General features: G+C 68.9%; 24 protein-coding genes. 19 read left to right on the top strand and 5 right to left on the bottom strand.

Features of this window, described 5'->3' with window-relative positions; all coding sequences use genetic code 11:
* Positions 1-12: 12 nt before the first annotated feature.
* Together tsf and ACYQ8K_RS11715 are read left to right on the top strand one after the other, a co-directional pair.
* Complete coding sequence (gene tsf / locus ACYQ8K_RS11720) at positions 13-828, top strand: translation elongation factor Ts (RefSeq protein WP_459969041.1); 816 nt, start codon at positions 13-15, stop codon at positions 826-828.
* Positions 829-922: 94 nt separating this feature from the next.
* Positions 923-2,329, top strand: coding sequence for an amidase (locus ACYQ8K_RS11715; RefSeq protein WP_459969039.1), 1,407 nt, complete (start codon positions 923-925; stop codon positions 2,327-2,329).
* Between the two features lie 18 nt (positions 2,330-2,347).
* Here ACYQ8K_RS11715 and ACYQ8K_RS11710 read toward each other — a convergent pair whose 3' ends face one another.
* On the bottom strand, positions 2,348-2,767 hold the full coding sequence (locus ACYQ8K_RS11710; RefSeq protein WP_459969037.1) for a MarR family winged helix-turn-helix transcriptional regulator: 420 nt from the start codon (positions 2,765-2,767) through the stop codon (positions 2,348-2,350).
* Between the two features lie 122 nt (positions 2,768-2,889).
* On the opposite strand from ACYQ8K_RS11710, the gene ACYQ8K_RS11705 reads away from it, so the two are divergent.
* The gene (locus ACYQ8K_RS11705; RefSeq protein ID WP_459969035.1) at positions 2,890-3,303 is read left to right on the top strand and encodes a ChaB family protein; all 414 of its coding nucleotides are present in this window, start codon (positions 2,890-2,892) and stop codon (positions 3,301-3,303) included.
* 58 nt (positions 3,304-3,361) lie between these two features.
* Here the strand turns inward: ACYQ8K_RS11705 and ACYQ8K_RS11700 are convergent, their stop codons facing one another.
* Positions 3,362-4,201, bottom strand: a complete 840-nt coding sequence (locus ACYQ8K_RS11700; protein WP_459969033.1) for an SDR family oxidoreductase — start codon at positions 4,199-4,201, stop codon at positions 3,362-3,364.
* A gap of 499 nt (positions 4,202-4,700) precedes the next feature.
* Here ACYQ8K_RS11700 and ACYQ8K_RS11695 point away from each other — a divergent pair, with 499 nt between their 5' ends.
* Complete coding sequence (locus ACYQ8K_RS11695) at positions 4,701-5,249, top strand: MPT63 family protein (RefSeq protein ID WP_459969031.1); 549 nt, start codon at positions 4,701-4,703, stop codon at positions 5,247-5,249.
* Between the two features lie 94 nt (positions 5,250-5,343).
* Entirely contained in the window at positions 5,344-6,282 is a 939-nt protein-coding gene (locus ACYQ8K_RS11690; protein WP_459969029.1) for a lysophospholipid acyltransferase family protein, read from the top strand.
* A 70-nt stretch (positions 6,283-6,352) separates the two neighbouring features.
* Here ACYQ8K_RS11690 and ACYQ8K_RS11685 read toward each other — a convergent pair whose 3' ends face one another.
* Positions 6,353-7,099: a winged helix-turn-helix domain-containing protein gene (locus ACYQ8K_RS11685; RefSeq protein ID WP_459969027.1), complete on the bottom strand. Its 747-nt coding sequence runs from the start codon at positions 7,097-7,099 to the stop codon at positions 6,353-6,355.
* 213 nt (positions 7,100-7,312) lie between these two features.
* On the bottom strand, positions 7,313-7,552 hold the full coding sequence (gene mbp1, locus ACYQ8K_RS11680; protein ID WP_007775289.1) for a microaggregate-binding protein 1: 240 nt from the start codon (positions 7,550-7,552) through the stop codon (positions 7,313-7,315).
* A 345-nt stretch (positions 7,553-7,897) separates the two neighbouring features.
* On the opposite strand from mbp1, the gene pyrH reads away from it, so the two are divergent.
* The 6 genes from pyrH to ACYQ8K_RS11650 all read left to right on the top strand — a co-directional run bounded on the left by pyrH (position 7,898) and on the right by ACYQ8K_RS11650 (position 12,895).
* On the top strand, positions 7,898-8,701 hold the full coding sequence (gene pyrH / locus ACYQ8K_RS11675; RefSeq protein WP_459969024.1) for a UMP kinase: 804 nt from the start codon (positions 7,898-7,900) through the stop codon (positions 8,699-8,701).
* A gap of 65 nt (positions 8,702-8,766) precedes the next feature.
* Complete coding sequence (frr, locus tag ACYQ8K_RS11670; RefSeq protein WP_007775283.1) at positions 8,767-9,324, top strand: ribosome recycling factor; 558 nt, start codon at positions 8,767-8,769, stop codon at positions 9,322-9,324.
* Positions 9,325-9,354: 30 nt separating this feature from the next.
* On the top strand, positions 9,355-10,284 hold the full coding sequence (locus tag ACYQ8K_RS11665; protein ID WP_459969022.1) for a phosphatidate cytidylyltransferase: 930 nt from the start codon (positions 9,355-9,357) through the stop codon (positions 10,282-10,284).
* A gap of 33 nt (positions 10,285-10,317) precedes the next feature.
* Positions 10,318-11,412 (top strand): dual-specificity RNA methyltransferase RlmN, encoded by a 1,095-nt coding sequence (gene rlmN, locus ACYQ8K_RS11660; protein ID WP_459969020.1) that lies wholly within the window; start codon positions 10,318-10,320, stop codon positions 11,410-11,412.
* Positions 11,413-11,526: 114 nt separating this feature from the next.
* A complete protein-coding gene (locus tag ACYQ8K_RS11655) occupies positions 11,527-12,033 on the top strand; it encodes a protein disulfide oxidoreductase (protein WP_459969018.1) in 507 nt (168 codons plus the stop codon).
* 1 nt (position 12,034) lies between these two features.
* The gene (locus ACYQ8K_RS11650) at positions 12,035-12,895 is read left to right on the top strand and encodes a cytochrome c biogenesis CcdA family protein (RefSeq protein ID WP_459969016.1); all 861 of its coding nucleotides are present in this window, start codon (positions 12,035-12,037) and stop codon (positions 12,893-12,895) included.
* Between the two features lie 17 nt (positions 12,896-12,912).
* Here ACYQ8K_RS11650 and ACYQ8K_RS11645 read toward each other — a convergent pair whose 3' ends face one another.
* On the bottom strand, positions 12,913-13,167 hold the full coding sequence (locus ACYQ8K_RS11645; RefSeq protein WP_064877912.1) for a DUF2631 domain-containing protein: 255 nt from the start codon (positions 13,165-13,167) through the stop codon (positions 12,913-12,915).
* Positions 13,168-13,286: 119 nt separating this feature from the next.
* Between ACYQ8K_RS11645 and dxr the strand changes: the two genes are divergently transcribed.
* From dxr to ACYQ8K_RS11605, 8 genes are all read left to right on the top strand, one after another.
* Positions 13,287-14,510, top strand: a complete 1,224-nt coding sequence (gene dxr, locus ACYQ8K_RS11640; protein ID WP_459969013.1) for a 1-deoxy-D-xylulose-5-phosphate reductoisomerase — start codon at positions 13,287-13,289, stop codon at positions 14,508-14,510.
* Between the two features lie 19 nt (positions 14,511-14,529).
* Positions 14,530-15,753, top strand: coding sequence for a M50 family metallopeptidase (locus ACYQ8K_RS11635; protein ID WP_459969011.1), 1,224 nt, complete (start codon positions 14,530-14,532; stop codon positions 15,751-15,753).
* Positions 15,754-15,775: 22 nt separating this feature from the next.
* Entirely contained in the window at positions 15,776-16,942 is a 1,167-nt protein-coding gene (gene ispG, locus ACYQ8K_RS11630; protein ID WP_459969009.1) for a flavodoxin-dependent (E)-4-hydroxy-3-methylbut-2-enyl-diphosphate synthase, read from the top strand.
* Between the two features lie 48 nt (positions 16,943-16,990).
* Positions 16,991-17,845: a GNAT family N-acetyltransferase gene (locus ACYQ8K_RS11625; RefSeq protein WP_459969007.1), complete on the top strand. Its 855-nt coding sequence runs from the start codon at positions 16,991-16,993 to the stop codon at positions 17,843-17,845.
* A gap of 163 nt (positions 17,846-18,008) precedes the next feature.
* Positions 18,009-19,823 (top strand): penicillin-binding transpeptidase domain-containing protein, encoded by a 1,815-nt coding sequence (locus ACYQ8K_RS11620; protein WP_459969005.1) that lies wholly within the window; start codon positions 18,009-18,011, stop codon positions 19,821-19,823.
* A 42-nt stretch (positions 19,824-19,865) separates the two neighbouring features.
* Positions 19,866-20,450 (top strand): DUF1707 SHOCT-like domain-containing protein, encoded by a 585-nt coding sequence (locus ACYQ8K_RS11615; RefSeq protein WP_459969003.1) that lies wholly within the window; start codon positions 19,866-19,868, stop codon positions 20,448-20,450.
* 32 nt (positions 20,451-20,482) lie between these two features.
* Positions 20,483-21,340, top strand: a complete 858-nt coding sequence (gene map / locus ACYQ8K_RS11610) for a type I methionyl aminopeptidase (RefSeq protein ID WP_076051730.1) — start codon at positions 20,483-20,485, stop codon at positions 21,338-21,340.
* Between the two features lie 10 nt (positions 21,341-21,350).
* Positions 21,351-22,856 (top strand): cobyric acid synthase, encoded by a 1,506-nt coding sequence (locus ACYQ8K_RS11605; RefSeq protein ID WP_459969001.1) that lies wholly within the window; start codon positions 21,351-21,353, stop codon positions 22,854-22,856.
* Positions 22,857-22,950: the final 94 nt, after the last annotated feature.

Here is a 22,950-nt window from a genome sequence, read left to right as displayed (position 1 = left end):
GAAGGCTGATCATTGGCGAACTTCACCGCTGCCGACGTCAAGCGGCTTCGGGAACTCACCGGTGCCGGCATGCTCGATTGCAAGAACGCGCTGGCCGAAAACGACGGCGACTTTGACAAGGCCGTCGAGGCGCTGCGCATCAAGGGCGCCAAGGACGTCGGCAAGCGCGCCGAGCGCGCGACGGCCGAGGGTCTGGTCGCGGCCCAGGGCGGCGCGCTGATCGAGCTGAACAGCGAGACCGACTTCGTCGCCAAGAACGCGGAGTTCCAGGCGCTGGCCGACCAGATCGTGGCCGCAGCCGTGTCGTCGAAGGCCAAGGACGTCGACGAGCTCAAGGCCGCCACCGTTGGCGACAAGACCGTCGAGCAGGCGATCGCGGAGCTGTCGGCCAAGATCGGCGAGAAGTTGGAGTTGCGCCGCGTCGCGAACTTCGACGGCACCGTCGAGACCTACCTGCACCGGCGGGCGGCCGACCTGCCGCCCGCGGTCGGTGTGCTGGTCGAGTACCAGGGCTCGGACACCGAGGCTGCGCACGCCGTCGCGCTGCAGATCGCCGCGCTCAAGGCCCGCTACCTGTCCCGCGACGACGTGCCCGAGGACGTGGTGGCCAGCGAGCGCCGCATCGCCGAGGAAACCGCCAAGGCGGAGGGCAAGCCGGAGCAGGCGCTACCCAAGATCGTCGAGGGCCGGTTGAACGGCTTCTTCAAGGACGCGGTGCTGCTCGAGCAGCCGTCGGTGTCCGACAGCAAGAAGACGGTCAAGGCGCTGCTCGACGACGCCGGCGTCACGGTGACGCGGTTCGTCCGCTTCGAGGTGGGTCAGGCCTGATTCGGGTCTGCCCGCCCGGCACCCGATGCGGCCCGGGCCGCGCACGAGCCGGAAACCTCCCGGTGGCACCGGTCCGCGAGTTAGCGTCAGTGGCATGCGACACGTGCACGCGTTCGGCGACGATGCCCTGGGCGACCTGGACGCGGTCGGCCTGGCCGACGCCCTGAAGTCCGGCCAGGTCGGCAGGGCCGAGGTGATCGAGGCCGCGATCGCCCGCACCGAGGCCGTCGACCCGCTGCTGAACGGGTTGGCGTACGCCGCTTTCGAGCAGGCGCGGGCGGCCGCGGCAGACCCGCCGATCGGTTACTTCCGTGGCGTCCCCACGTTCGTCAAGGACAACGTCGATGTCGCCGGTCAGCCGACGATGCACGGCACCGACGCGTGGACGAGCTGGAATGCGGTCGCGGACAGCGTCTTCACCGAAACGTTCCTGGCCACCGGGCTGATTTCGGTGGGCAAGACGCAACTGTCCGAGTTCGGGTTCAGCGCGGCGGCCGAGCATCCGCGGCTGGGCCCGGTCCGCAACCCGTGGGACACCGACTACACCGCCGGCGCGTCGTCGTCGGGGTCGGGCGCGTTCGTCGCCGCCGGTGTGGTGCCTATGGCGCACGCCAACGACGGCGGCGGTTCGATCCGGATTCCGGCCGCCTGCAACGGGTTGGTCGGCCTCAAGCCCTCGCGTGGGCGGCTGCCGCTGGACCCGACGCTGCGCCGGATGCCGGTCGGCGTCGTCGCCAACGGGGTGGTGAGCCGTTCGGTGCGCGACACCGCGGCCTTCTACCGCGAGGCCGAGCGGATCTGGCGCAATCCCAAACTGGCGCCCGTCGGGGACGTCACCGCGCCAGGCCGGCAGCGGCTGCGGATCGCCGTGCTGACCCGGTCGATACAGCGCGAGTGCGGTCCCCAGGTGCGGGAGCTGACGCTGAAGTCCGCAGGTCTGCTCGAGGAGCTGGGCCACCGCGTCGAGCACGTCGACGAGCCCCCGGTCGCGGCCAGTTTCGTCGACGACTTCGTCATGTACTGGGGATTTCTGGCGCTGGCCCAGGTGCGCGGCGGGCGGCACATGTTCGGCGCGACGTTCGATCGCAGCAAGCTGGACAGCCTGACCCTGGGCCTGCTGCGGCACACCAGTCGCAACCTCCACCACCTCCCGATGGCCATCGTGCGCCTGCGCCGGGCGCGCGGGCGCACCGCGCGCTTCTTCCGCACCTACGACGCGGTGCTGACACCGACGCTGGCCGACGAGACGCCCCGCATCGGATTCCTGGCGCCCACCGACTACCGGCAGGTGATCGGCCGGCTGATCGACTGGGTCTCGTTCACCCCGCTGCACAACGTCACCGGCGAACCCGCCATCTCGCTGCCGCTGGCCCAGTCCGCCGACGGTATGCCGGTCGGCATGATGCTGTCGGCCGATGTCGGCCAGGAGGCGCTACTCCTCGAATTGGCCTATGAGCTCGAAGAAGCCCAGCCGTGGGCGCGCATCCACGCCGCCGGGTGATCGGACTGCTGGGCGCAGTTAGCCGGAGCCGAGTTTCTCGAGCATCCTTTTGAATTCGCGCTGCTGAGGCTCGGTGAGCTTGGCCAGGATGCGGGCGTCGGCGCCGCGGACCGCTCCTTCGGCGCGCTTGAGCAGGGCGCGGCCCTGGCCGGTCAGGTTGGCCGGCAGCGCGCGCCCCGACGACACCGACGACGGGCGCGCCACCGCCCCGACCTCCTCGAGCTTGCGCAGCACCGTGTTCATCGCCTGCGGGGTGACGTTGGTGTGGCGGGACAGCTCGGCGCTCGACATGCCCGGGAAGATCGAAAGTATGCGCAGGCAAACGAATTCGGGCAGGGTCAGGCCCAGCGGACCCAACGCGGTGGCAACTTCCGGTCGCAGCACCGCCCCCACCCGATAGAGCAGGTAACCCAGCGGAGCATCGTCGGCCTGAATCATGTCAACGATATTGACATATTTTCCCCGGGCCGTTGCGCACATTGTTCAGTCCGTGATTGTCCGCGCCGCAACCGGGTAACCGACCGGTTACCCGCAGCGTTTGCGGCACACGAGGAGGTTCGATGCCGAAGACGACGAAAGGCGGCGCGGCGAAGAAGAGCGAATTGCCCAGCACTCTGCAACGTTCCAGCGCCAAGGCCCAACGCACGTTCGCGAAAGCCCACGACGCGGCCGCCGACGAGTACGGCAGCGAGGAGCGCGCCCACCGGGTCGCGTATGCCGCCGTCAAGCACAGCTTCGAGAAGGTCGGCGACCATTGGGAGGCCAAGGACGAGAAGGGCCCGTCCGACGTGCGGGCCGAGAGGGGCGGCCTGCGGCCAACCGGGGAGTCGGCCGAGGGCGTCGACGCCAACGCCAGCAAGAAGCACCTGCTGGACCTGGCCCGCCGCCTCGACATCGCCGGTCGTTCCACCATGAACAAGTCGGAGTTGGTCGACGCGATCAAGAAGCACAACCGCCGCGTGCGGGGCCGCTGAGGGCCGCCTAAGGCGAGCACCGGTGCTCGTGAGAACGGCTGCCGCATAACGGCGTTCGCTAGAGGATCGGCCGTCCGCCGGTCACCGCCACCCGCGCCCCGGAGATGTAACTCGCGTCGTCGGAGGCCAACAGCACGTAGATCGGCGCGAGCTCGGCGGGCTGCCCCGCGCGACCGAGCGGTACGTTGTCGCCGAAGGATTCCACGCTGTCCGGGGGCATGGTCGACGGGATCAGCGGCGTCCATATCGGCCCGGGTGCCACACTGTTGACGCGAATTCCCTTGTCGCCCAACAGCTGCGCCAGGCTGGCCGAGAAATTGGCGATGGCCGCCTTCGTCGCCGCATAGGGCGCCAGGGTGGGGTTGGGTGTATCGGAATTGACCGACGAGCTGCCGATGATCGACGAGCCGGGCCCCATGTGCGGCACGGCCGCCTTCGCGAGGTAGAAATACGCGCCGATGTTGAGCCGGAACGTGTACTCCCATTCCTCGTCGCTGATCTCGTCGAGGCTCTTGCGCATCATCTGGTAGGCGGAGTTGTTGACCAGGATGTCCACTCCGCCCAATTCCTGCACCGCCCGGTCGACGACCGCGCGGCAGTGGGCAGGGTCGGAAAGATCGCCGGGCACGAGTACGCATTTGCGGCCGGCGCTGGCCACGTAGCGGGCGACGTCTTGCGCGTCGTCGTCCTCGTTGAGGTAGGCGATCAGGACGTCGGCGCCCTCGCGCGCGAACGCGATCGCGACCGCGCGCCCGATGCCGCTGTCCCCGCCGGTGATGATCGCCTTTTTGCCCAGCAGTTTTCCCGAGCCCTGGTAACTGTTTTCACCACAGTCCGGAATCGGGTCCATTTGCGCCTGCACGCCGGGGACGGATTGTTGTTGCGCCACAAAGCCCATGCGATTTCCTCTACGGATTGTTCGGGTTATTCATAATGCTGCCGGTCAAGCTTTTACGACTTTCACCGTCCAAGGCTTTACGATGCGCGCGGTGCCGGGCCGGCCGCCGGGACATCCCGGTGGTCGTCGGCCGGCGGCTCGGGTCGCGCCATTCGCGTGCACCGTGCTTGGAGTTTCCGCGTTCCACCTGACTGCCCCCTTTTTTCTGCGCTGTCTCGCTTGCCCACGCTGACGTGCCGATTGGCAGGTGAAGGCCTCAGCGCCCCGATTACCCGCCAGCTCACCGCTTAATCGCGACGGCCGGCTGTGAGTATTGGTACAGGTGTTCACCACTGGTGCGAAAGGTGCTGTCCGAGAATGCAACTCCATTCCGGTGTCTAACCGGGCAATATAGGCCTGCTGCGGCCACAGATGTTTAAAGCGAAGGGCGGATGGATATTTGCTGCGAATGTGCGCATGCCCTTCGGGGGGCAATTGTTCAACATGAAAGGAACGAACAATGAAGGTCACCAAAATCGCTGCGACAGCTGCCGCTGCCGGGGGTATCGCGGTGGCAAGCGTTTTCGCGGCCACGCCCGCGTCCGCCGCGCCCAACATTCAGGGCTTCGGCACCAGCGAGCAGCTCGTCGACGGGCCGCTCATCACCAACTACACGGTGAGCAACCTGCAGCCCAGCAACGTCGCCATCCCCGGCTACACGCCGAAGGGGACGCTGTATCAGGCCGATATCACCGCCAGGTCGGACGGTGGGCTCGTCACACCGATGGTCAACGACTTCATCGCCCGCGGCCCCAACGGACAGAACTACCGGGTGATCGACAAGGTGGGTGCCCCGAATGGGCTCAACCCGGCACCGATCGCTCAGGGCAATGAGTCGACCGGCACGCTGTACTTCGACGTGACCGGCGCTCCACCGAACGGCGTCGTCTACAACGACGGGATGCAGGACATCCTGATGTGGACGTCCAACGAGCAAGGTGGCTCGGCGCCCGCCGCGCCGAACAGCCCGGCACCGGGCGCCCCGCCGGCACCGGCGCAGCACACGTAAACCGGCTGTGCAATCTCCCCGCGCCACACACGTGGCGCGGGGAGATTTGCGTCCGGGCGAATCGCGGGCGCCCGAATCGGGTATGCGAGAAGGCATGAGTAATCCGGATCACAGACCGGCACCGGTACGCGCTCAAGCGCAGCGGCACGCCGAAGAGGCCCGCGAGGCAATGGAAGAACGACGCAGCAAGCAGAGCGGCGGGCTGGGCGGCTGGGTGGCCGAGCGGGCCGCGAGGTGGGATCTGTCCGGCCAGGACGAGACCGCCCTGCAGCGACAGAAATACCTGTGGAATGTGCTGGTGGACTACTGGTTTCGGATGGAGATCGACGGCTGGGAGAACATCCCGGAGTCGCCACCGGCGCTGTTGGTGGGGATTCACTCCGGCGCCCCTTTCGTCTGGGATGCCTGGACCGTCGGACTGCAATGGTGGCGGCGGTTCGGCCAGGAGCGCACCCTGCACGGCACAGCTCACGACGCGCTGATGGCAATTCCGTTGTTCGGGCGCTACTTCCGGTCGATGGGGGTGCTGCCGGCGGCCCCCGACGCCATCGCCACCGCGCTGGCCGAGGGGCGAGACGTGGCGCTGTGGCCCGGCGGGGAAGTGGACTCACTGCGCCCGTGGACGGAGCGCGATCAGGCCAATTTGGCGGGGCGGACCGGCTTCGTGAAGATGGCGATCCGTGCCGGCGTGCCGATCGTGCCGATCGCCACCGTGGGTGGCGCCGACGCGATGCCGGTGCTGATCCGCGGCGACCGGCTGTCGAAAGCGCTACGCCTGGACCGCATCCTGCGGCTCAAGGTGTTTCCGCTGGCCGTCTCGTTGCCGTGGGGGATCGCGCCGGCGGCGCTGCCGCAGCTGCCCCTGCCGGCCAAGATCAGAACCCGGTTCATGCCCGCCGTGGAACTCGACAACGACCCCGCGCGGGCCGACGACGATCAATACGTCGAAGCCAAATACCACGAGGTGCAAGACGCCATCCAGGAAGGGATGGATGCGCTCGCGCGCAGGCGCGCCTTCCCGTTCTTCGGCTAATGTCTCGCCCCAAGGCTAATGTCTCGCCCCAAGGCTAATGTCTCGCCCAAAAGCGTTGCGGCCAACGGCGTTAGGACTCTGTTATCGGGCGTTCCGGTGAGGGCGCGGCGGTCGAGGTCCAGATCGGAGTCAGCGTCGAGTCGGCGCCGACCCGTTCCGGTTCCGGTGGCGTCGCCGCCCGGTAGCCGACGCCCCGGACGGTATCGACCAAGAACTGGTGGCGGATGCCCAGCTTGGCGCGCAGCCGCCGAATGTGGACGTCGACCGTGCGGACCTTGCCGGTGCAGTCGTAGCCCCACGCCTCCCGCATCAGCCGCGTCCGGGTGAATGCCTGACCGGGATGCTGCACAAGGAAATTCAGCAATTTGAACTCGGTCAGGGTGAGGCCCAGGTCCTTGCCGTCCACCGTCACGCTGAAGCTGGCCGGATGCAGCAGCAGGTCGCCGAATTTCAGCGTGCCGTCGACCGCGCTGCGCCGGCGGCCGATGGCCAGGCGCATTCGTGCCTGCAATTCTTCGGCCCCGGTGCCGGGCAGCATCACGTCATCGAAGTTGCAGTCGGCATCGACTGCCGCACAATCCGCCGGGGCAACCAGGGCCACCACCGCGGTGCCCGGGTTGTCGGTCGTCAGTCGGTGGCTGACGGCCTGGGCCACCGCCATGTTGCTGCGCGCATCGATGATCGCGATGTCGGCCGTGGCGAAATGCCCGTTGGGCTCGGCCGCCAGCGTGATGCGGCGCATCGACTGCGCGAACGTCGCCAAATCCGGTAGGGCCGACTCGAAATCGTCCTCATCGGTGAGCACCACCACGTCCAATGGCCATCTCCAAACTGTGACGTCCCGGCTTCCCCCCCGGTCCGTAGGCACCTCTGCGGAGATGTCTTACAGCGCTACGCTTGGATACCCGCCCTGTTCGAAACTAAGCACATCACGTTGCACCAGCAGGGCGCCGGCGGGCACGAGAAACTTCAGAAAAGCGGTGGGCCCGGCCCGTTTCCACGGACCGGGCCCATCGACGACTACAGCGTGCTACTGGTTGTCTTTCTGCCGCTCTTCGGCCGCCTTGGCGCCACCGCGCGCGGCTTCCGCTTCGGCTTCCTTCTTCGCCGCGTCGCGCTGTGCGTCGGCCTTGTCCTGCTGCGCCTGGCCTTCGCGGGTGAGGTCATCACGACCAGCCACCGCGCCTACGGCCTCCTTGGCCTTACCTTTGACGTCCTCGACGACGCCTTTCACAGCTTCGGCAGGTCCCGACTTGTTTTCTTCAGCCATGGAAGTACTCCTCCTCGTTGGCGTACTGCGAGCGATTCACGCTCAACGGCGATCGCGAGCGATCGATCCGGTCATACGGCGAGGCCGGTCCTTATTGCTTAAGACCGCGTAATTCTGCCGCGTTGATGCGGGTTCCCAGGGCAACCATCGCTCAAACGCAGGCCCGACGAAAGCGCGCGGGCGCCGGCCTATTCCGGTACCGCGAGACTCGAAAATTGGTCCGGTGTGCCAACTATGCGCATAATGCACCCCGCCGACGGCGCATTGTGCTGCGATGAGGCAGGATGTGAAATGCCGTTCCGGGATGGAGATCGCCCGGGATGGCACTCTCATGCGAGGAGTCTGATGACGGAGTCCAGGGAGCCCCAAGTCGCCGGCTCGGCGGCTCCGAGCCCGGAGCCGGCAACCACCAGCAACGGCGTACCCGGCCAGCCGCCTAGCCGGGCCAGGTATTCACGGGTGTTGCTGAAGCTGGGCGGCGAGATGTTCGGCGGCGGCCAGGTCGGCCTGGACCCCGATGTCGTGGCGCGGGTGGCTCGTCAGATCGCCGAGGTGGTCCGCGGCGGTGTCCAGGTCGCCGTCGTGATCGGCGGGGGCAACTTCTTCCGGGGCGCACAACTGCAGCAGCGCGGCATGGAACGCACCCGGTCGGACTACATGGGCATGCTGGGCACCGTCATGAACAGCCTCGCGCTGCAAGACTTTCTGGAGAAGGAAGGCATCGTCACCCGCGTCCAGACCGCGATCACCATGGGCCAGGTCGCCGAGCCGTATCTGCCGTTGCGTGCCGTACGCCACCTGGAGAAGGGCCGCGTGGTGATCTTCGGGGCCGGCATGGGACTGCCCTACTTCTCCACCGACACCACCGCCGCGCAGCGCGCCCTCGAGATCGGTGCCGAGGTGGTGTTGATGGCCAAGGCGGTCGACGGCGTGTTCGACGCGGATCCGCGGCAGCATCCCGACGCCGAGTTGATCGCCGCGATCAGCCACCGTGAGGTGATCGACCGCGGGCTACGCGTGGCCGATGCCACCGCCTTCAGCCTGTGCATGGACAATGGCATGCCGATCCTGGTGTTCAACCTGCTGACCAATGGCAATATCGCCCGGGCGGTCGCTGGTGAGAAAATCGGGACTCTGGTCACCACCTGAATCGAAATCGCGATGACTTGCGCGTGCGAGGATGCGCAGCGCAGCAATGAGGAGGAGCGGCGCACATGATCGACGAGGCTCTCTTCGACGCGGAAGAGAAAATGGAGAAGGCCGTGGCGGTGGCCCGCGACGACCTGTCGACCATCCGGACCGGGCGCGCCAACCCCGGCATGTTCTCGCGGATCGTGATCGACTACTACGGCACGGCCACGCCCATCACTCAGCTGGCCAGCATCAACGTGCCCGAGGCGCGCCTCGTCGTCATCAAGCCCTACGAAGCCAGCCAGGTGGGCGCGATCGAGACCGCGATCCGCAACTCCGACCTCGGCGTCAATCCCACCAACGACGGCACGCTGATCCGGGTGGCCGTGCCGCAGCTCACCGAGGAACGCCGTCGGGAGCTGGTCAAGCAGGCCAAGAGCAAGGGCGAGGACGCCAAGGTCTCGGTGCGCAACATCCGCCGCAAGGCGATGGAGGAGCTGCATCGCATCCGCAAGGACGGCGAGGCGGGCGAGGACGAGGTCGGCCGGGCCGAAAAGGACCTGGACAAGACCACGCATCAATACACCACCCAGATCGAAGAGCTGGTCAAGCACAAAGAAGGCGAACTGCTGGAGGTCTAGCGACCTCAGCAGCTCAGTCCATCCAAGCCAGTGGCAATCCCAGAACCCGGCGCAGGCGACCCGCCCGACGATCCGTCGCGCGCCGCCAAGGAGACGATCCAGCAGCCGGCCAAGAAGACATCGCGGGCCGGACGTGACCTGCGCGCCGCCATCGCGGTGGGGGCCGGCATCGGCGGCGTTCTGGTCGTGACGCTGGTGTTCGCGCCGCGCTTCTGGGTTCCCATCGTCGCCCTGGCCATCGTGGTAGCCACCCACGAGGTGGTTCGGCGGTTGCGCGAAGCCGGCTACGTCATACCCGTCGTCCCGCTGCTGGCCGGGGGCCAGCTCACCGTCTGGCTGACCTGGCCGTTCCACGCCGCGGGCGCCCTGGCCGGCTTCGGCGTCACCGTGGTGGTCTGCAACGTGTGGCGGCTGTTCATGCAGGACAACAGCAAACGACCCGAGCCGTTCGCCGGCTCTCCGTCGGCCAACTACCTGCGCGACGCCTCGGCCACCGTGTTCCTGGCCGCGTGGGTGCCGCTGTTCGCGTCCTTCGGCGTGCTGCTGGTCTACCCGCACGACGGCGCCGGACGGGTGTTCTGCCTGATGATCACCGTCGTCGCCTCCGACACCGGCGGATATGCCGTCGGGGCGCTGCTCGGCAAGCACCCGATGGTTCCGGCGATCAGCCCCAAGAAGTCCTGGGAGGGATTCGCCGGTTCTTTGGTGTTCGGCATCACCGCGGCCACGCTGACGGCGACATTCCTGGCCGGCAAACCGTGGTGGATCGGCGCGTTGCTGGGCGTGATCCTGGTGCTGACCGGCACGCTTGGCGATCTGGTGGAGTCGCAGGTCAAGCGCGACCTCGGCATCAAGGACATGGGCCGGCTGCTGCCGGGCCACGGCGGCCTGATGGATCGGCTGGACGGCGTCCTGCCGTCGGCGGTCGCGGCGTGGACGGTGCTGACGCTCGTTCCCTAGGCACGCCCGAACGTGACCGATACTGGACAGGTCATGGTTCAACGATTGGTGTTCTCCGAGCCGCGGCGCGGCAAGCCGCCGCGGCACCTGGCCGACCTCGACGAGGACGGCCGCGCGTCGGCCGTCGCGGAGCTGGGCCTGCCGGCGTTTCGCGCGAAGCAGCTGGCGCATCAGTACTACGGCCGGCTGATCGCCGACCCGCGGCAGATGACCGACCTTCCGGCGGGCTTGCGCGACACGATCGCCGAGACGATGTTCCCGATCCTGCTCACCGCGGCCTCCGAGGTGACCTGCGATGCGGGTCAGACGCGAAAGACGTTGTGGCGCGCGCTCGATGGGGTCACCGTCGAGTCGGTGCTGATGCGTTATCCGCAGCGCAACACCGTGTGCATCTCGTCGCAGGCCGGCTGCGGCATGGCCTGTCCGTTCTGTGCGACGGGCCAGGGCGGGCTGACCCGCAACCTGTCGACGGCCGAGATCCTGGAGCAGGTGCGCGCCGGGGCCGCGGCGCTGCGCGACGACTTCGGGGACCGGCTGTCCAACGTGGTGTTCATGGGCATGGGGGAGCCGCTGGCCAACTACGCCCGCGTGGTCGCCGCGGTGCGGCGCATCGTCGCCGCGCCGCCACACGGTTTCGGCATCTCGGCCCGGTCCGTCACGGTGTCGACGGTGGGTCTGGCCCCGGCCATCGGCACACTCGCCGACGAACGGCTCGGCGTCACGCTGGCGCTGTCGCTGCACGCGCCCGACGACGAACTGCGCGACACCCTGGTGCCGGTCAACAATCGGTGGAAGATCACCGAGGCCCTCGACGCCGCACGCTATTACGCCGACGTCACCGGGCGGCGGGTGTCGGTGGAATACGCGTTGATCCGCGATGTCAACGACCAGCCTTGGCGCGCAGACCTTTTGGGCCAGCGGCTGCATCGTGCGCTGGGTCCGCTGGTGCACGTCAACCTGATTCCGCTCAACCCCACCCCGGGAAGTGAGTGGGACGCCAGCCCCAAGCCGGTCGAGCGGGAGTTCGTCCGCCGCGTCCGCGGCAAGGGGGTGTCCTGCACGGTGCGCGACACCCGCGGCCGCGAGATCAGCGCCGCCTGCGGACAGCTGGCCGCCGAAGGCGGGTAGCTGGAGCGCTGGCGATTCAGCACTGGCCTGCGGACAGCTGGCCGCCGAAGGCGGGTGAACCGGGAGGGCGACGCGCACGTCTTAAAGGCATAACGCAGCAAACGGGGGTGCGCCATGATTCGCCTGTTCTCTCCGCTCAGGTTGTTTGCCGCGGCCGTACTCGCCGCGGCGCTGATCGCCGTGCTGGGCGGTGCGCCACGCGCGCTGGCCGCCGACGACCGGCTGCAATTCACCGGGACGACGCTCAGCGGTGCGCCGTTCAACGGCGCCAGTCTGCAGGGCAAGCCCGCGGTGCTGTGGTTCTGGGCGCCGTTCTGCCCGTTCTGCAACGCCGAAGCCCCCGGCGTCAGCCGGGTGGCGGCCGCCAACCCCGGCGTCACCTTCGTCGGGGTCGCCGGGCGCTCCGACGCCGGCGCGGAACAGACCTTCGTCTCCAAGTACGGCCTGAACTTCACCAACCTCAACGACGCCGACGGGTCCATCTGGGCCCGCTACAACGTGCCCTGGCAGCCGGCCTACGTGTTCTACCGCGCCGACGGCAGCTCGACGTTCGTCAACAACCCGACCTCGGCGATGTCGCAGCAGGAGCTCTCCGACCGGGTCGCCGCCCTGAGGTCCTGACTTGGCGGACCAGGGTCTGGTCGGCCTGGCCTTCGCCGCCGGATTGGTGGCCGCGCTGAACCCGTGCGGGTTCGCCATGCTGCCCGCCTACCTGCTGCTGGTGGTGCGCGGCCGGGGCGCCGCGCCCTCGTCGGGTGTGACGGCCGCCGGGCGGGCGCTGGCCGCCACCGCCGGGATGGCGCTGGGCTTCCTGACGGTGTTCGGCGTGTTCGGCGCGCTGACCGTCTCGGCGGCCACGACCGTGCAGCGCTACCTGCCGTACGCCACCGTGGTAGTCGGCGTTGTCCTGGTCGGGCTCGGGGTGTGGCTGCTGTGCGGCCGCGCGCTGTCCGCCCTGACCCCGCGGCCGCTGGGCCCCCGGTGGGCTCCCACCGCCCGACTGGGCTCGATGTACGGCTACGGCATCAGCTACGCGATCGCCTCGCTGTCGTGCACCGTCGGGCCGTTTCTGGCCGTCACCGCCGCCGGCCTGCGCGGGGGGTCGATCGCCACCGGCGTGGCGGTCTACCTCGCCTACAGCGCGGGGCTGACGCTGGTGGTCGGGGTGCTCGCGGTCGCGGCGGCGACGGCGAGCTCGGCGATGGTGGACCGGCTGCGCCGCGCGCTGCCGTTCGTGAACCGTATCGGCGGCGCGTTGCTGGTGCTGGTCGGGTTGTACGTGGCCTATTACGGCAGCTACGAGGTGCGCCTGTGCGGCGCGAACGGCAACCCGCAGGACGCGGTGATCGGCGCTGCCGGACGGCTGCAGGGCGCGCTGGCCGGCTGGGTGCATCAGCACGGCGTGTGGCCGTGGCTGATCGCCGTGTTCGCGCTGGCGGTCGTCGTGATCGGCGGCGCCTGGCATCGCCGGGCCCACCGCTAGGGCAAACGGGGTGGCCGCTACCTGATCCAGCCGCGGCGGCGGCCCCACAGGTCGCGGATCAGCGCGACGAGGATCAGCGCCGCGAACCCGATCAAAAACCAGTTCTCGATGTGGCCGACGTGGTTGCCGCGCAGCATCGCCAGCAGGAATCCGAAGCCGATCAGGCCGGCGATGTGCCAGGTCCGGTGATTGATCCTGCTCCAGCCCCACGCTGCCGACGGCACCTCGACGTCGTCGACGCCGTTGAAGCGCTCCACCTCGGTACTGGCCACGGCGAATCCCCTTCGGATCGGATTGGCTTGTCCTGAGAATTCTGGCACACCCCCGAGCGGGCTTGCGGGGCATGGCCAGGTAGATGGCCCCGGCCGGTGCCGGGCGGCACAATGAATGGGTGACCAACCCGAGGACCGATGGGCAGACGCGGGACCGCCTGCGCGTGCTGGTGCTGGGCAGCACCGGCTCCATCGGCACCCAGGCGCTGGACGTCATCGCCGCCAACCCGGACCGCTTCGAGGTGGTCGGTCTGGCCGCGGGTGGCGCCAACCTGGACACGCTGTTGCGGCAGCGGGCCGAGACCGGTGTGACCAACATCGCGGTCGCCGACGAGGGCGCGGCGCAGCGGGCCGGCGGCATCCCGTTCTCCGGGCCCGAAGCGGCGACCCGGCTGGTGCAGGAGACCGAGGCCGACGTCGTGCTCAACGCCCTGGTGGGGGCGCTGGGGCTGCGGCCCACGCTGGCCGCGCTGGAATCGGGGGCCCGGCTGGCGCTGGCCAACAAGGAATCGCTGATCGCCGGCGGTGCGCTGGTGCTGCGGGCCGCCGCGCCCGGGCAGATCGTGCCGGTGGACTCCGAACATTCCGCGCTGGCGCAGTGCCTGCGCGGCGGGAGCGCGGACGAAGTCGCCAAGTTGGTGCTGACCGCGTCCGGCGGCCCGTTCCGCGGCTGGACGGCCGCCCAGCTCGAGGACGTCACCCCGGAGCAGGCGGGCGCCCACCCGACGTGGTCGATGGGCCCGATGAACACGCTGAACTCGGCCTCGCTGGTCAACAAGGGGCTCGAGCTGATCGAGACCCACCTGCTGTTCGGCATCCCGTACGACCGCATCGAGGTGGTCGTGCACCCCCAGTCGATTGTTCATTCGATGGTCACCTTCGTGGACGGCTCGACGCTGGCCCAGGCCAGCCCGCCGGACATGCGGCTGCCGATCTCGCTGGCCCTGGGCTGGCCGCAGCGGGTCCCCGGCGCGGCCGCCGGCTGTGACTTCAGCACGGCGTCTAGCTGGGATTTCGAGCCGCTGGACGACGACGTTTTCCCCGCCGTCGAGCTGGCCCGGCACGCCGGGCAGGCCGGTGGCTGCATGACCGCCGTCTACAACGCGGCCAACGAGGAGGCGGCGGAGGCCTTCCTCGCGGGCCGGGTCGGGTTCCCCGCGATCGTCAAAACCATCGCCGACGTGCTGCACGCCGCCGACCAATGGGCGCCCAAATTTGGGGAAGTACCCGCTAACGTGGATGAGGTACTCGACGCGCAGCGCTGGGCACGTGACCGGGCGCAGCGTGCCGTCGCGCAAGCCCAGCCCGCCAAGGTGTCAGCAAAAGCCTCCGGAGTGGTGTGAGAAAGGTCCTCGCAGCCAAATGATGTTCGTCATCGGCATTGTGCTGTTCGCACTGGCCATCCTGATCTCGGTGGCCCTGCACGAGTGCGGGCACATGTGGGTCGCCCGCGCGACCGGCATGAAGGTGCGGCGCTACTTCGTCGGCTTCGGCCCCACCCTGTGGTCGACCAGGCGGGGTGAAACCGAGTACGGCCTCAAGGCGGTGCCGCTGGGCGGCTTCTGCGACATCGCCGGCATGACCTCGGTGGAGGAGCTGGCGCCCGACGAGACCGACCGCGCCATGTTCAAGCAGAAGGTCTGGAAGCGGGTCGCGGTGCTGTTCGCCGGGCCGGCCGCGAACTTCGTCATCTGCCTGGTGCTGCTCTACGGCATCGCGCTGATCTGGGGGCTGCCCAACCTGCATCCGCCGACTCGGGCGGTCGTCGGCGAAACCGCTTGTGTGGCACCGGAAGTGGCGCCGGGCAAGATCGCGGACTGCACCGGCCCCGGGCCGGCGGCGCTCGCCGGAATCCGGCCGGGCGACGTCATCGTCAGGGTGGGCAACACCCCGGTGTCGACGTTCGAGGACATGGCCGCCGCCATCCGCAAGGCGCACGGCAACGTCCCGATCGTCGCCGAGCGCAACGGCGCCACGATCACCACCTACGTCGACGTCACCACCACCCAGCGCTACCTGACCACCGGGACCAACGGGCAGGGCGGCCAGCAGCAGCCCTCCACGGTCGGCGCCATCGGCGTCGGCGCCGTCAAGGTCGCGCCCACCCACTACGGGGTGTTCACGGCGATCCCGGCCACCGTCGCCTTCGCCGGCGATCTCACCGGTGAGGTGGGCAAGGCGCTCGTCGCGATCCCGACGAAGGTCGGCGCGCTGGTGCACGCCATCGGCGGCGGGCAGCGCGACCCGCAGACGCCGATGAGCGTCGTGGGCGCCAGCATCATCGGCGGCGACACCGTCGACCACGGATTGTGGGTCGCGTTCTGGTTCTTCCTGGCCCAGCTGAACCTCATCCTGGGCGCGATCAACCTGGTGCCGCTGCTGCCCTTCGACGGCGGCCACATCGCCATCGCGGTGTTCGAGAAGATCCGCAACCTGGTCCGGTCGGCCCGCGGCATGGTCGCGGCCGCGCCGGTGAACTACCTCAAACTCATGCCCGCGACGTACGTCGTGCTGGTGTTCGTGGTCGGCTACATGCTGCTGACCGTGACCGCCGATCTGGTCAACCCGATCAGGCTCTTCCAATGACGAGACCGAAGGAATCAACACAGTGACCATTGGCCTGGGCATGCCACAGACTCCGGCGCCCACGCTTGCTCCCCGGCGTACCACGCGCCAACTGATGGTCCGCGACGTCGGTGTCGGCAGCGACTATCCGATTTCGGTGCAGTCGATGTGCACCACCAAGACGCACGACGTCAACACGACGCTGCAGCAGATCGCCGAGCTGACCGCGGCCGGCTGCGACATCGTCCGGGTGGCCTGCCCGCGTCAGGAGGACGCCGACGCGCTGGCCGAGATCGCCCGGCACAGCCAGATCCCGGTCATCGCCGACATCCACTTCCAGCCCAAGTACATCTTCGCCGCCATCGACGCGGGCTGCGCCGCGGTGCGGGTGAACCCGGGCAACATCAAGGAATTCGACGGACGGGTGGGCGAGGTCGCCAAAGCGGCTGCCGCGGCGGACATCCCGATCCGCATCGGCGTCAATGCGGGCTCGCTGGACAAGCGCTTCATGGAGAAGTACGGGAAGGCCACTCCCGAGGCGCTGGTCGAGTCGGCGCTGTGGGAGGCCTCGCTGTTCGAGGAGCACGGCTTCTCCCAACTCAAGATCAGCGTCAAGCACAACGACCCGGTGGTGATGGTCGCCGCCTACGAGCAGCTGGCGCAGCAGTGCGACTACCCGCTGCATCTCGGGGTCACCGAGGCTGGTCCGGCCTTCCAGGGCACCATCAAGTCCGCGGTCGCCTTCGGCGCGCTGCTGTCGCGCGGCATCGGCGACACCATCCGGGTGTCGCTGTCGGCGCCGCCGGTCGAGGAAGTGAAGGTCGGCATCCAGATCCTCGAGTCGCTGAACCTGCGGCCGCGCGGGCTGGAGATCGTGTCGTGCCCGTCGTGCGGCCGCGCGCAGGTCGACGTCTACACGCTCGCCAACGCGGTGAGCGCCGGCCTGGACGGTCTGGACGTGCCGCTGCGCGTCGCCGTGATGGGCTGCGTCGTCAACGGCCCGGGGGAGGCCCGCGAGGCCGACCTCGGCGTCGCGTCGGGAAATGGCAAGGGCCAGATCTTCGTTCGCGGCGAGGTCATCAAGACGGTGCCCGAAGCGCAGATCGTCGAGACGCTGATCGAAGAGGCGATGCGCATCGCTTCGGAGATGAACAGTGATGGCGGACCGGAAGCAACATCCAGCGGTTCACCTGTTGTCACCGTAAGCTGATAAGCGCCAACGCCGGTCTCAGAGTTCGCACCACAGAGAGTTCGCAATATGTCGGCTCCACCCTTGTTTCGCCTTGTCGGTGAGCGACGGGTGTCCGTGGTGCGCGACGCGGCCGCGGTCTGGCGGGTGCTCGACGACGATCCCGTCGCGTCGTGCATGGTCGCGGCCCGGGTGGCAGACCACGGCATCGACCCGAATTCGATCGGCGGCGAACTGTGGACGCTGCGGGGTGCCGACGAATCGCTGTGCTTCGCCGGCGCCAACCTGATCCCGCTGCGCGGCGCGCCGGCCGACCTGAGCGCGTTCGCCGACGAGGCCATGCGCGGGACGCGTCGCTGCTCGTCGCTGGTCGGCAGGGCGGATTTGGTGATGCCGATGTGGGAGCGGCTCGAGGCGGCCTGGGGCCCGGCCCGCGACGTGCGCGATCACCAGCCGCTGCTGGCCTTGTCCAACCATCCCGGCTGCGAGCTGGATCCCGGTGTGCGGCAGGTGCGGCCCGAGGAGCTGGACGCGTACCTGGTGGCCGCCGTCGACATGTTCATCGGCGAGGTGGGCGTCGACCCGCGGCTCGGCGACGGCGGCCGCGGCTACCGGCGCCGGGTGGCCAGCCTGATCACGGCCGGGCGCGCGTGGGCGCGGTTCGAGCACGGCCAGGTCGTCTTCAAGGCCGAGGTGGGCTCGCAGTCCCCGGGCGTGGGCCAGATCCAGGGGGTCTGGGTGCACCCGGAGTGGCGCGGGCTGGGCTTGGGCACCGCCGGCACCGCGACGGTCGCCGCGGTGATCGTCGGCACCGGGCGCACCGCCAGCCTGTACGTCAACGACTTCAACACGGTGGCCCGCGCCGCCTACGCCCGAGTGGGCTTCACCGAGATCGGCACCTTCGCGACGGTGCTGCTCGACTAACGGTGGCGGCCCCGCCGCCTGCCACGCTCGCGTGACGCTCGGCGGTGAATGCCACGCCGGCGTGACGCTGGGCGACTGAATCGCCTTAACCCGCGTGACATCACGATCCGGTCTCGGTGTGTCGGGGCCGCAGTTCAGGCCACAGTTCTTAACATTTGCACCGATGGCAACTCGAATAACAATGGCCTCATACGCCTCAGGGCTGCTGATGGTCGCGGTCATCCTCCTGTCCGGATGCACGCCCCGGCCCGACGGCCCGGGCCCGGCGGCGGAGAAGTTCTTCCGCGCCCTGGCCGTTGGCGACACCGCGACCGCCGCGCAGCTCACCGACAGCCCCAATGAGGCCCGCGAGGCGCTCAACGCGGCCTGGTCCGGCCTGCAGGCATCCCACCTCGACGCGCAGATCCTCAACGCCAAATACGCCGAGGACAGCGGCACCGTCGGCTATCGGTTCACCTGGCACCTGCCCAAGAACCGGAACTGGACCTACGACGGCCAGCTGCGGATGGCGCGTGACGAGGGGCACTGGGCGGTGCGGTGGACCACCACCGCGCTGCACGCCAAGCTGGGCGAGCACCAGACGTTCGCGCTGCGTGCCGACCGGCCGCACCGCGCCTCGGTGAACGAGCTCGGCGGCAGCGACGTGCTGGTGCCCGGCTACCTGTACCACTACACGCTGGACGCCACCCAGGCCGGACCCGCGCTGTTCAACACGGCCCACGCGATCGTCGACGTGCTGCACCCCTTCAACGGGGCCCTCAACGACCCGCAACTGCTCGCCGAGCAGGCCAGCTCGTCGCCCCACCCGGTGGACCTGGGCGTGACGCTGCACCCCGACGACAACGACAAGGTGTCCCCACTGGTGGGGCACCTGCCCGGCGTTGTGGTCACCCCTCAGCCCGAAATGCTGCCCACCGACCCGCATTTCGCGTCGGCGGTCGTCTCCGCGGTGAAGAAGGCCGTGGTCGACCAGCTCGACGGCCAGGCGGGCTGGCGGGTGGTGAGCGTCAACCAGAACGGCGTCGAGGTCGAGGTGCTGCACGAGGTCGAAGGGTCGCCGGCGCCCTCGGTGTCGATCACCCTGGACCGGGTGGTGCAGAACGCGGCCCAGCGCGCGGTCGACAACAAGGGCGGCAAGGCGATGATCGTGGTGATCAAGCCGTCGACCGGGGAGATCCTCGCGATCGCGCAGAACGGCGGGGCCGACGCGGACGGTCTGCCCGCCACCAACGGCCTGTTCCCACCGGGATCGACGTTCAAGATGATCACCGCGGGCGCGGCCGTCGACCGCGACATGGCCACGCCCAACTCGATGCTCGGCTGCCCGGGCCATCTCGACATCGGCCACCGCACGGTGCCCAACTACGGCGGCTTCGACCTCGGTGTGGTGTCGCTGTCGCGCGCATTCGCCAGCTCGTGCAACACCACGTTCGCGGAGTTGAGCAGCCGGATGCCGCCGCGCGGCCTGACCCAGACGGCCGCCCAATACGGGATGGGCCTCGACTACACGGTGGACGGCGTCACCACGGTGACGGGGTCGGTGCCACCGACGGTGGACCTGGCCGAACGCACCGAGGACGGGTTCGGCCAGGGCAAGGTGCTGGCCAGCCCGTTCGGCATGGCCCTGGTGGCGGCCACGGTCGCCGCGGGCAAGACACCCGTGCCGCAACTGATCGTGGGCCGGCAGACGGCGGTCCAGGGGGACACCACGCCGATCAGCCCGAAGATGATCGACGCGCTGCGGCCGATGATGCGTCTGGTGGTAACCAACGGGACCGCCAAGGAGATCGCCGGCTGCGGCGAGATCTACGGAAAGACCGGTGAGGCCGAGTTCCCGGGCGGATCGCACTCCTGGTTCGCCGGGTATCGCGGCGACCTGGCCTTCGCCTCGCTGATCGTGGGGGGCGGCAGCTCCGAGTGGGCGGTCCGGATGACCAAGTTCATGTTCGAGGCGCTGCCGCCGAACTTCCTGGCCTGACACGTGGGGCTCCCGGGCCCGCATCAGCGGTAAATTGCGAACATGACCGATACCGGCGGCGACATGGTGGCCCTGCGGGTCTCCGACGCCGACCGCAACGGCACGATGCGGCGACTGCACAACGCCGTCGCGCTCGGGCTGATCGACATCGACGAGTTCGAGCAGCGCTCGTCGCAGGTGTCCTACGCCCGCACCCGCGGCGAGCTGGACGGGCTGGTGGGCGACCTGCCGGGACCGGGCGCCATCGTCACCTCCGCGGCCGACCGGGTGGAACTGCGCGGCTGGGCGGGTTCGCTGAAGCGCCACGGCGAATGGACGGTGCCCACCCGGCTGGCCCTGGTCCGCCGCCTGGGCTCGGTGGAACTCGACCTCACCAAGGCCCGGTTCGCCGGCCCGGTGGTGGTCATCGAACTCGACATGAGATTCGGCTCGGTGGAGATCCGATTGCCCGACGGGGCCAGCGCGTCGATCGACGACGTCGAGGTCTACGTGGGCAGCGCCAGCGACCGGCGCAAGGACCCGCCTGGTGAGGGCAGGCCGCATGTGGTGCTGACCGGTCGGGTGGTGTGCGGCTCGGTCAACATCCGGGGACCACGGCGCTCGCTGCTGCGCCGGCCGCGGCCCTAATCGCTTGGCTGGACCCCGGTTAAGCTGGTCGCATGCCTGCTCGCACCGCGCTTTCCCCCGGAGAGTTGTCCCCGACTCTGCCGGTGCCCGGGCGCATCCCGCGCCCCGAGTACGTCGGCAAGTCCACGGCCCAAGAGGGCAGCGAACCGTGGGTGCAGACACCCGAGGTGATCGAGAAGATGCGCGTCGCCGGCCAGATCGCGGCCGCTGCACTGGTGGAGGCGGGCAAGGCCGTCGCACCCGGGGTGACCACCGACGAGCTGGACCGCATCGCCCACGAGTACATGGTCGACCACGGCGCCTATCCGTCCACGCTGGGCTACAAGGGCTACCCGAAGTCGTGCTGCACGTCGCTCAACGAGGTCATCTGCCACGGGATCCCCGACTCGACGGTGATCGAGGACGGTGACATCGTCAACATCGACGTCACCGCCTACATCGACGGTGTGCACGGCGACACCAATGCCACCTTCCTGGCCGGCGACGTCGCGGAAGAACACCGGCTACTGGTGGAGCGCACCCGCGAGGCGACGATGCGCGCCATCAACGCCGTCAAGCCCGGACGCGCACTCTCGGTGGTCGGCCGGGTCATCGAGTCGTACGCAAACCGGTTCGGCTACAACGTGGTTCGTGACTTCACCGGTCACGGCATCGGCACCACGTTCCACAACGGGCTGGTCGTCCTGCACTACGACCAGCCCTCGGTGTCCACCGTCATGCAACCGGGGATGACGTTCACCATCGAACCGATGATCAACCTCGGCGGCCTGGACTACGAGATCTGGGACGACGGCTGGACCGTGGTCACCCGCGACCGCAAGTGGACCGCGCAGTTCGAGCACACCCTGCTGGTCACCGACACCGGCGTCGAAATCCTCACCCTGCCATGACGTTTGCCGGATGACCGGAGCCCTGCTGGTGGCGGGGACCAGCTCCGACGCCGGGAAATCGGTGGTGGTGGCCGGCCTGTGCCGGCTGCTGGCCCGGCGCGGCGTGCGGGTCGCGCCGTTCAAGGCGCAGAACATGTCCAACAACTCCGTGGTGACCGTCGAGGGCGGTGAGATCGGCCGTGCCCAGGCGATCCAGGCGCGCGGGGCCGGGCTGGAACCCAGCGTGCGGTTCAACCCGATCCTGCTCAAACCGGGCAGCGACCGCACCTCGCAGCTGGTGATCAAGGGCCGGGTCGCCGACTCGGTCAGCGCCAAAAGCTATGTGCGGTACCGTGATCGGCTTGCCTCCGTCGTCCTCGACGAATTGACCTGCCTGCGTGACGAATTCGATGCGGTGATCTGTGAGGGGGCCGGCTCGCCGGCCGAGATCAACCTGCGCGCCACCGATCTGGCCAACATGGGGCTGGCCCGGGCCGCGCAGTTGCCGGTGCTGCTGGTCGGGGACATCGACCGCGGCGGCCTGCTGGCGCATCTGTTCGGAACGGTCGCGGTGCTCGAACCCGACGACCAGGCGCTGATCGCCGGCTTCATCGTCAACAAATTCCGCGGCGACCCAGCGCTGCTCGAGCCCGGGCTGCGCCAGCTGCACGAGATGACGGGCCGCCCGACCTATGGCGTGCTGCCGTACGCGGACAAGCTGTGGCTGGACGCCGAGGACTCGTTGTCGGTGGTCGCGCACCGCGTCATCGGCACGCCCGCGCCCCCGTGCGGCAAGGAGTGGCTGCGGGTGGCCGCCATCCGGCTGCCCCGGATCTCCAACTCCACCGACGTCGAGGCGCTGGCGTGCGAACCGGGCGTGCTGGTGCGCTGGGTCACCGACCCCGCCGACACCACCGACACCGACCTGATCGTCATCCCCGGCAGCAAAGCCACTGTCGCCGACCTGTCTTGGCTGCGCGATCGCGGACTGGCCGACGCGATCACCGCGCACGCCGGCGCGGGCAAGCCGGTGCTGGGAATCTGTGGGGGATTTCAAATGCTGTGCAGTCGCCTAGACGATCCGGTGGAATCCGGGACCGCGGGCGTGCCCGGCCTGGGTCTGCTCGACGCCGACATCGCCTTCGATCACGAGAAGACCCTGCGCCGCTGGCCGCGGCCCCTGACCGGCTACGAGATCCATCACGGGCGGGTCACCCGCTGTGCCGAGCAGGGCTGGTTCGCGGTCGATGCGGACCAGTGTCCGCAGGGTGTGGTGCGCGGCGCGGTCTTCGGGACCCATTGGCACGGCCTGCTCGACAACGACGAGTTCCGGCGCGGCTGGCTGCGCCGGGTCGCCGACGCGGCCGGACGCGGCGGTTTCGTGGTCGGCGACGTCAACGTCGCCGCGCGCCGCGATGCCCAGCTCGATCTCGCCGCCGACCTGCTGGCGTCTCACCTGGACATCGAGGGTATTCTCAGCCTGCTTGATGGTCCGCCGCCGCGGCGGCCGGTTCTCGCAAGTAGCTTGTCGCCGTAGGGAATTCGCCGCGCGGGCGGGATGAACGCCGCCGTTGACGGCATGGTAAAAATACCTGATTTGCGTACCAGATGCCCAGAATCGTCGCGCTCGC

Source organism: Mycobacterium sp. MUNTM1 (assembly GCF_054660795.1).
This window is presented reverse-complemented; position numbering and strand designations above follow the sequence as displayed.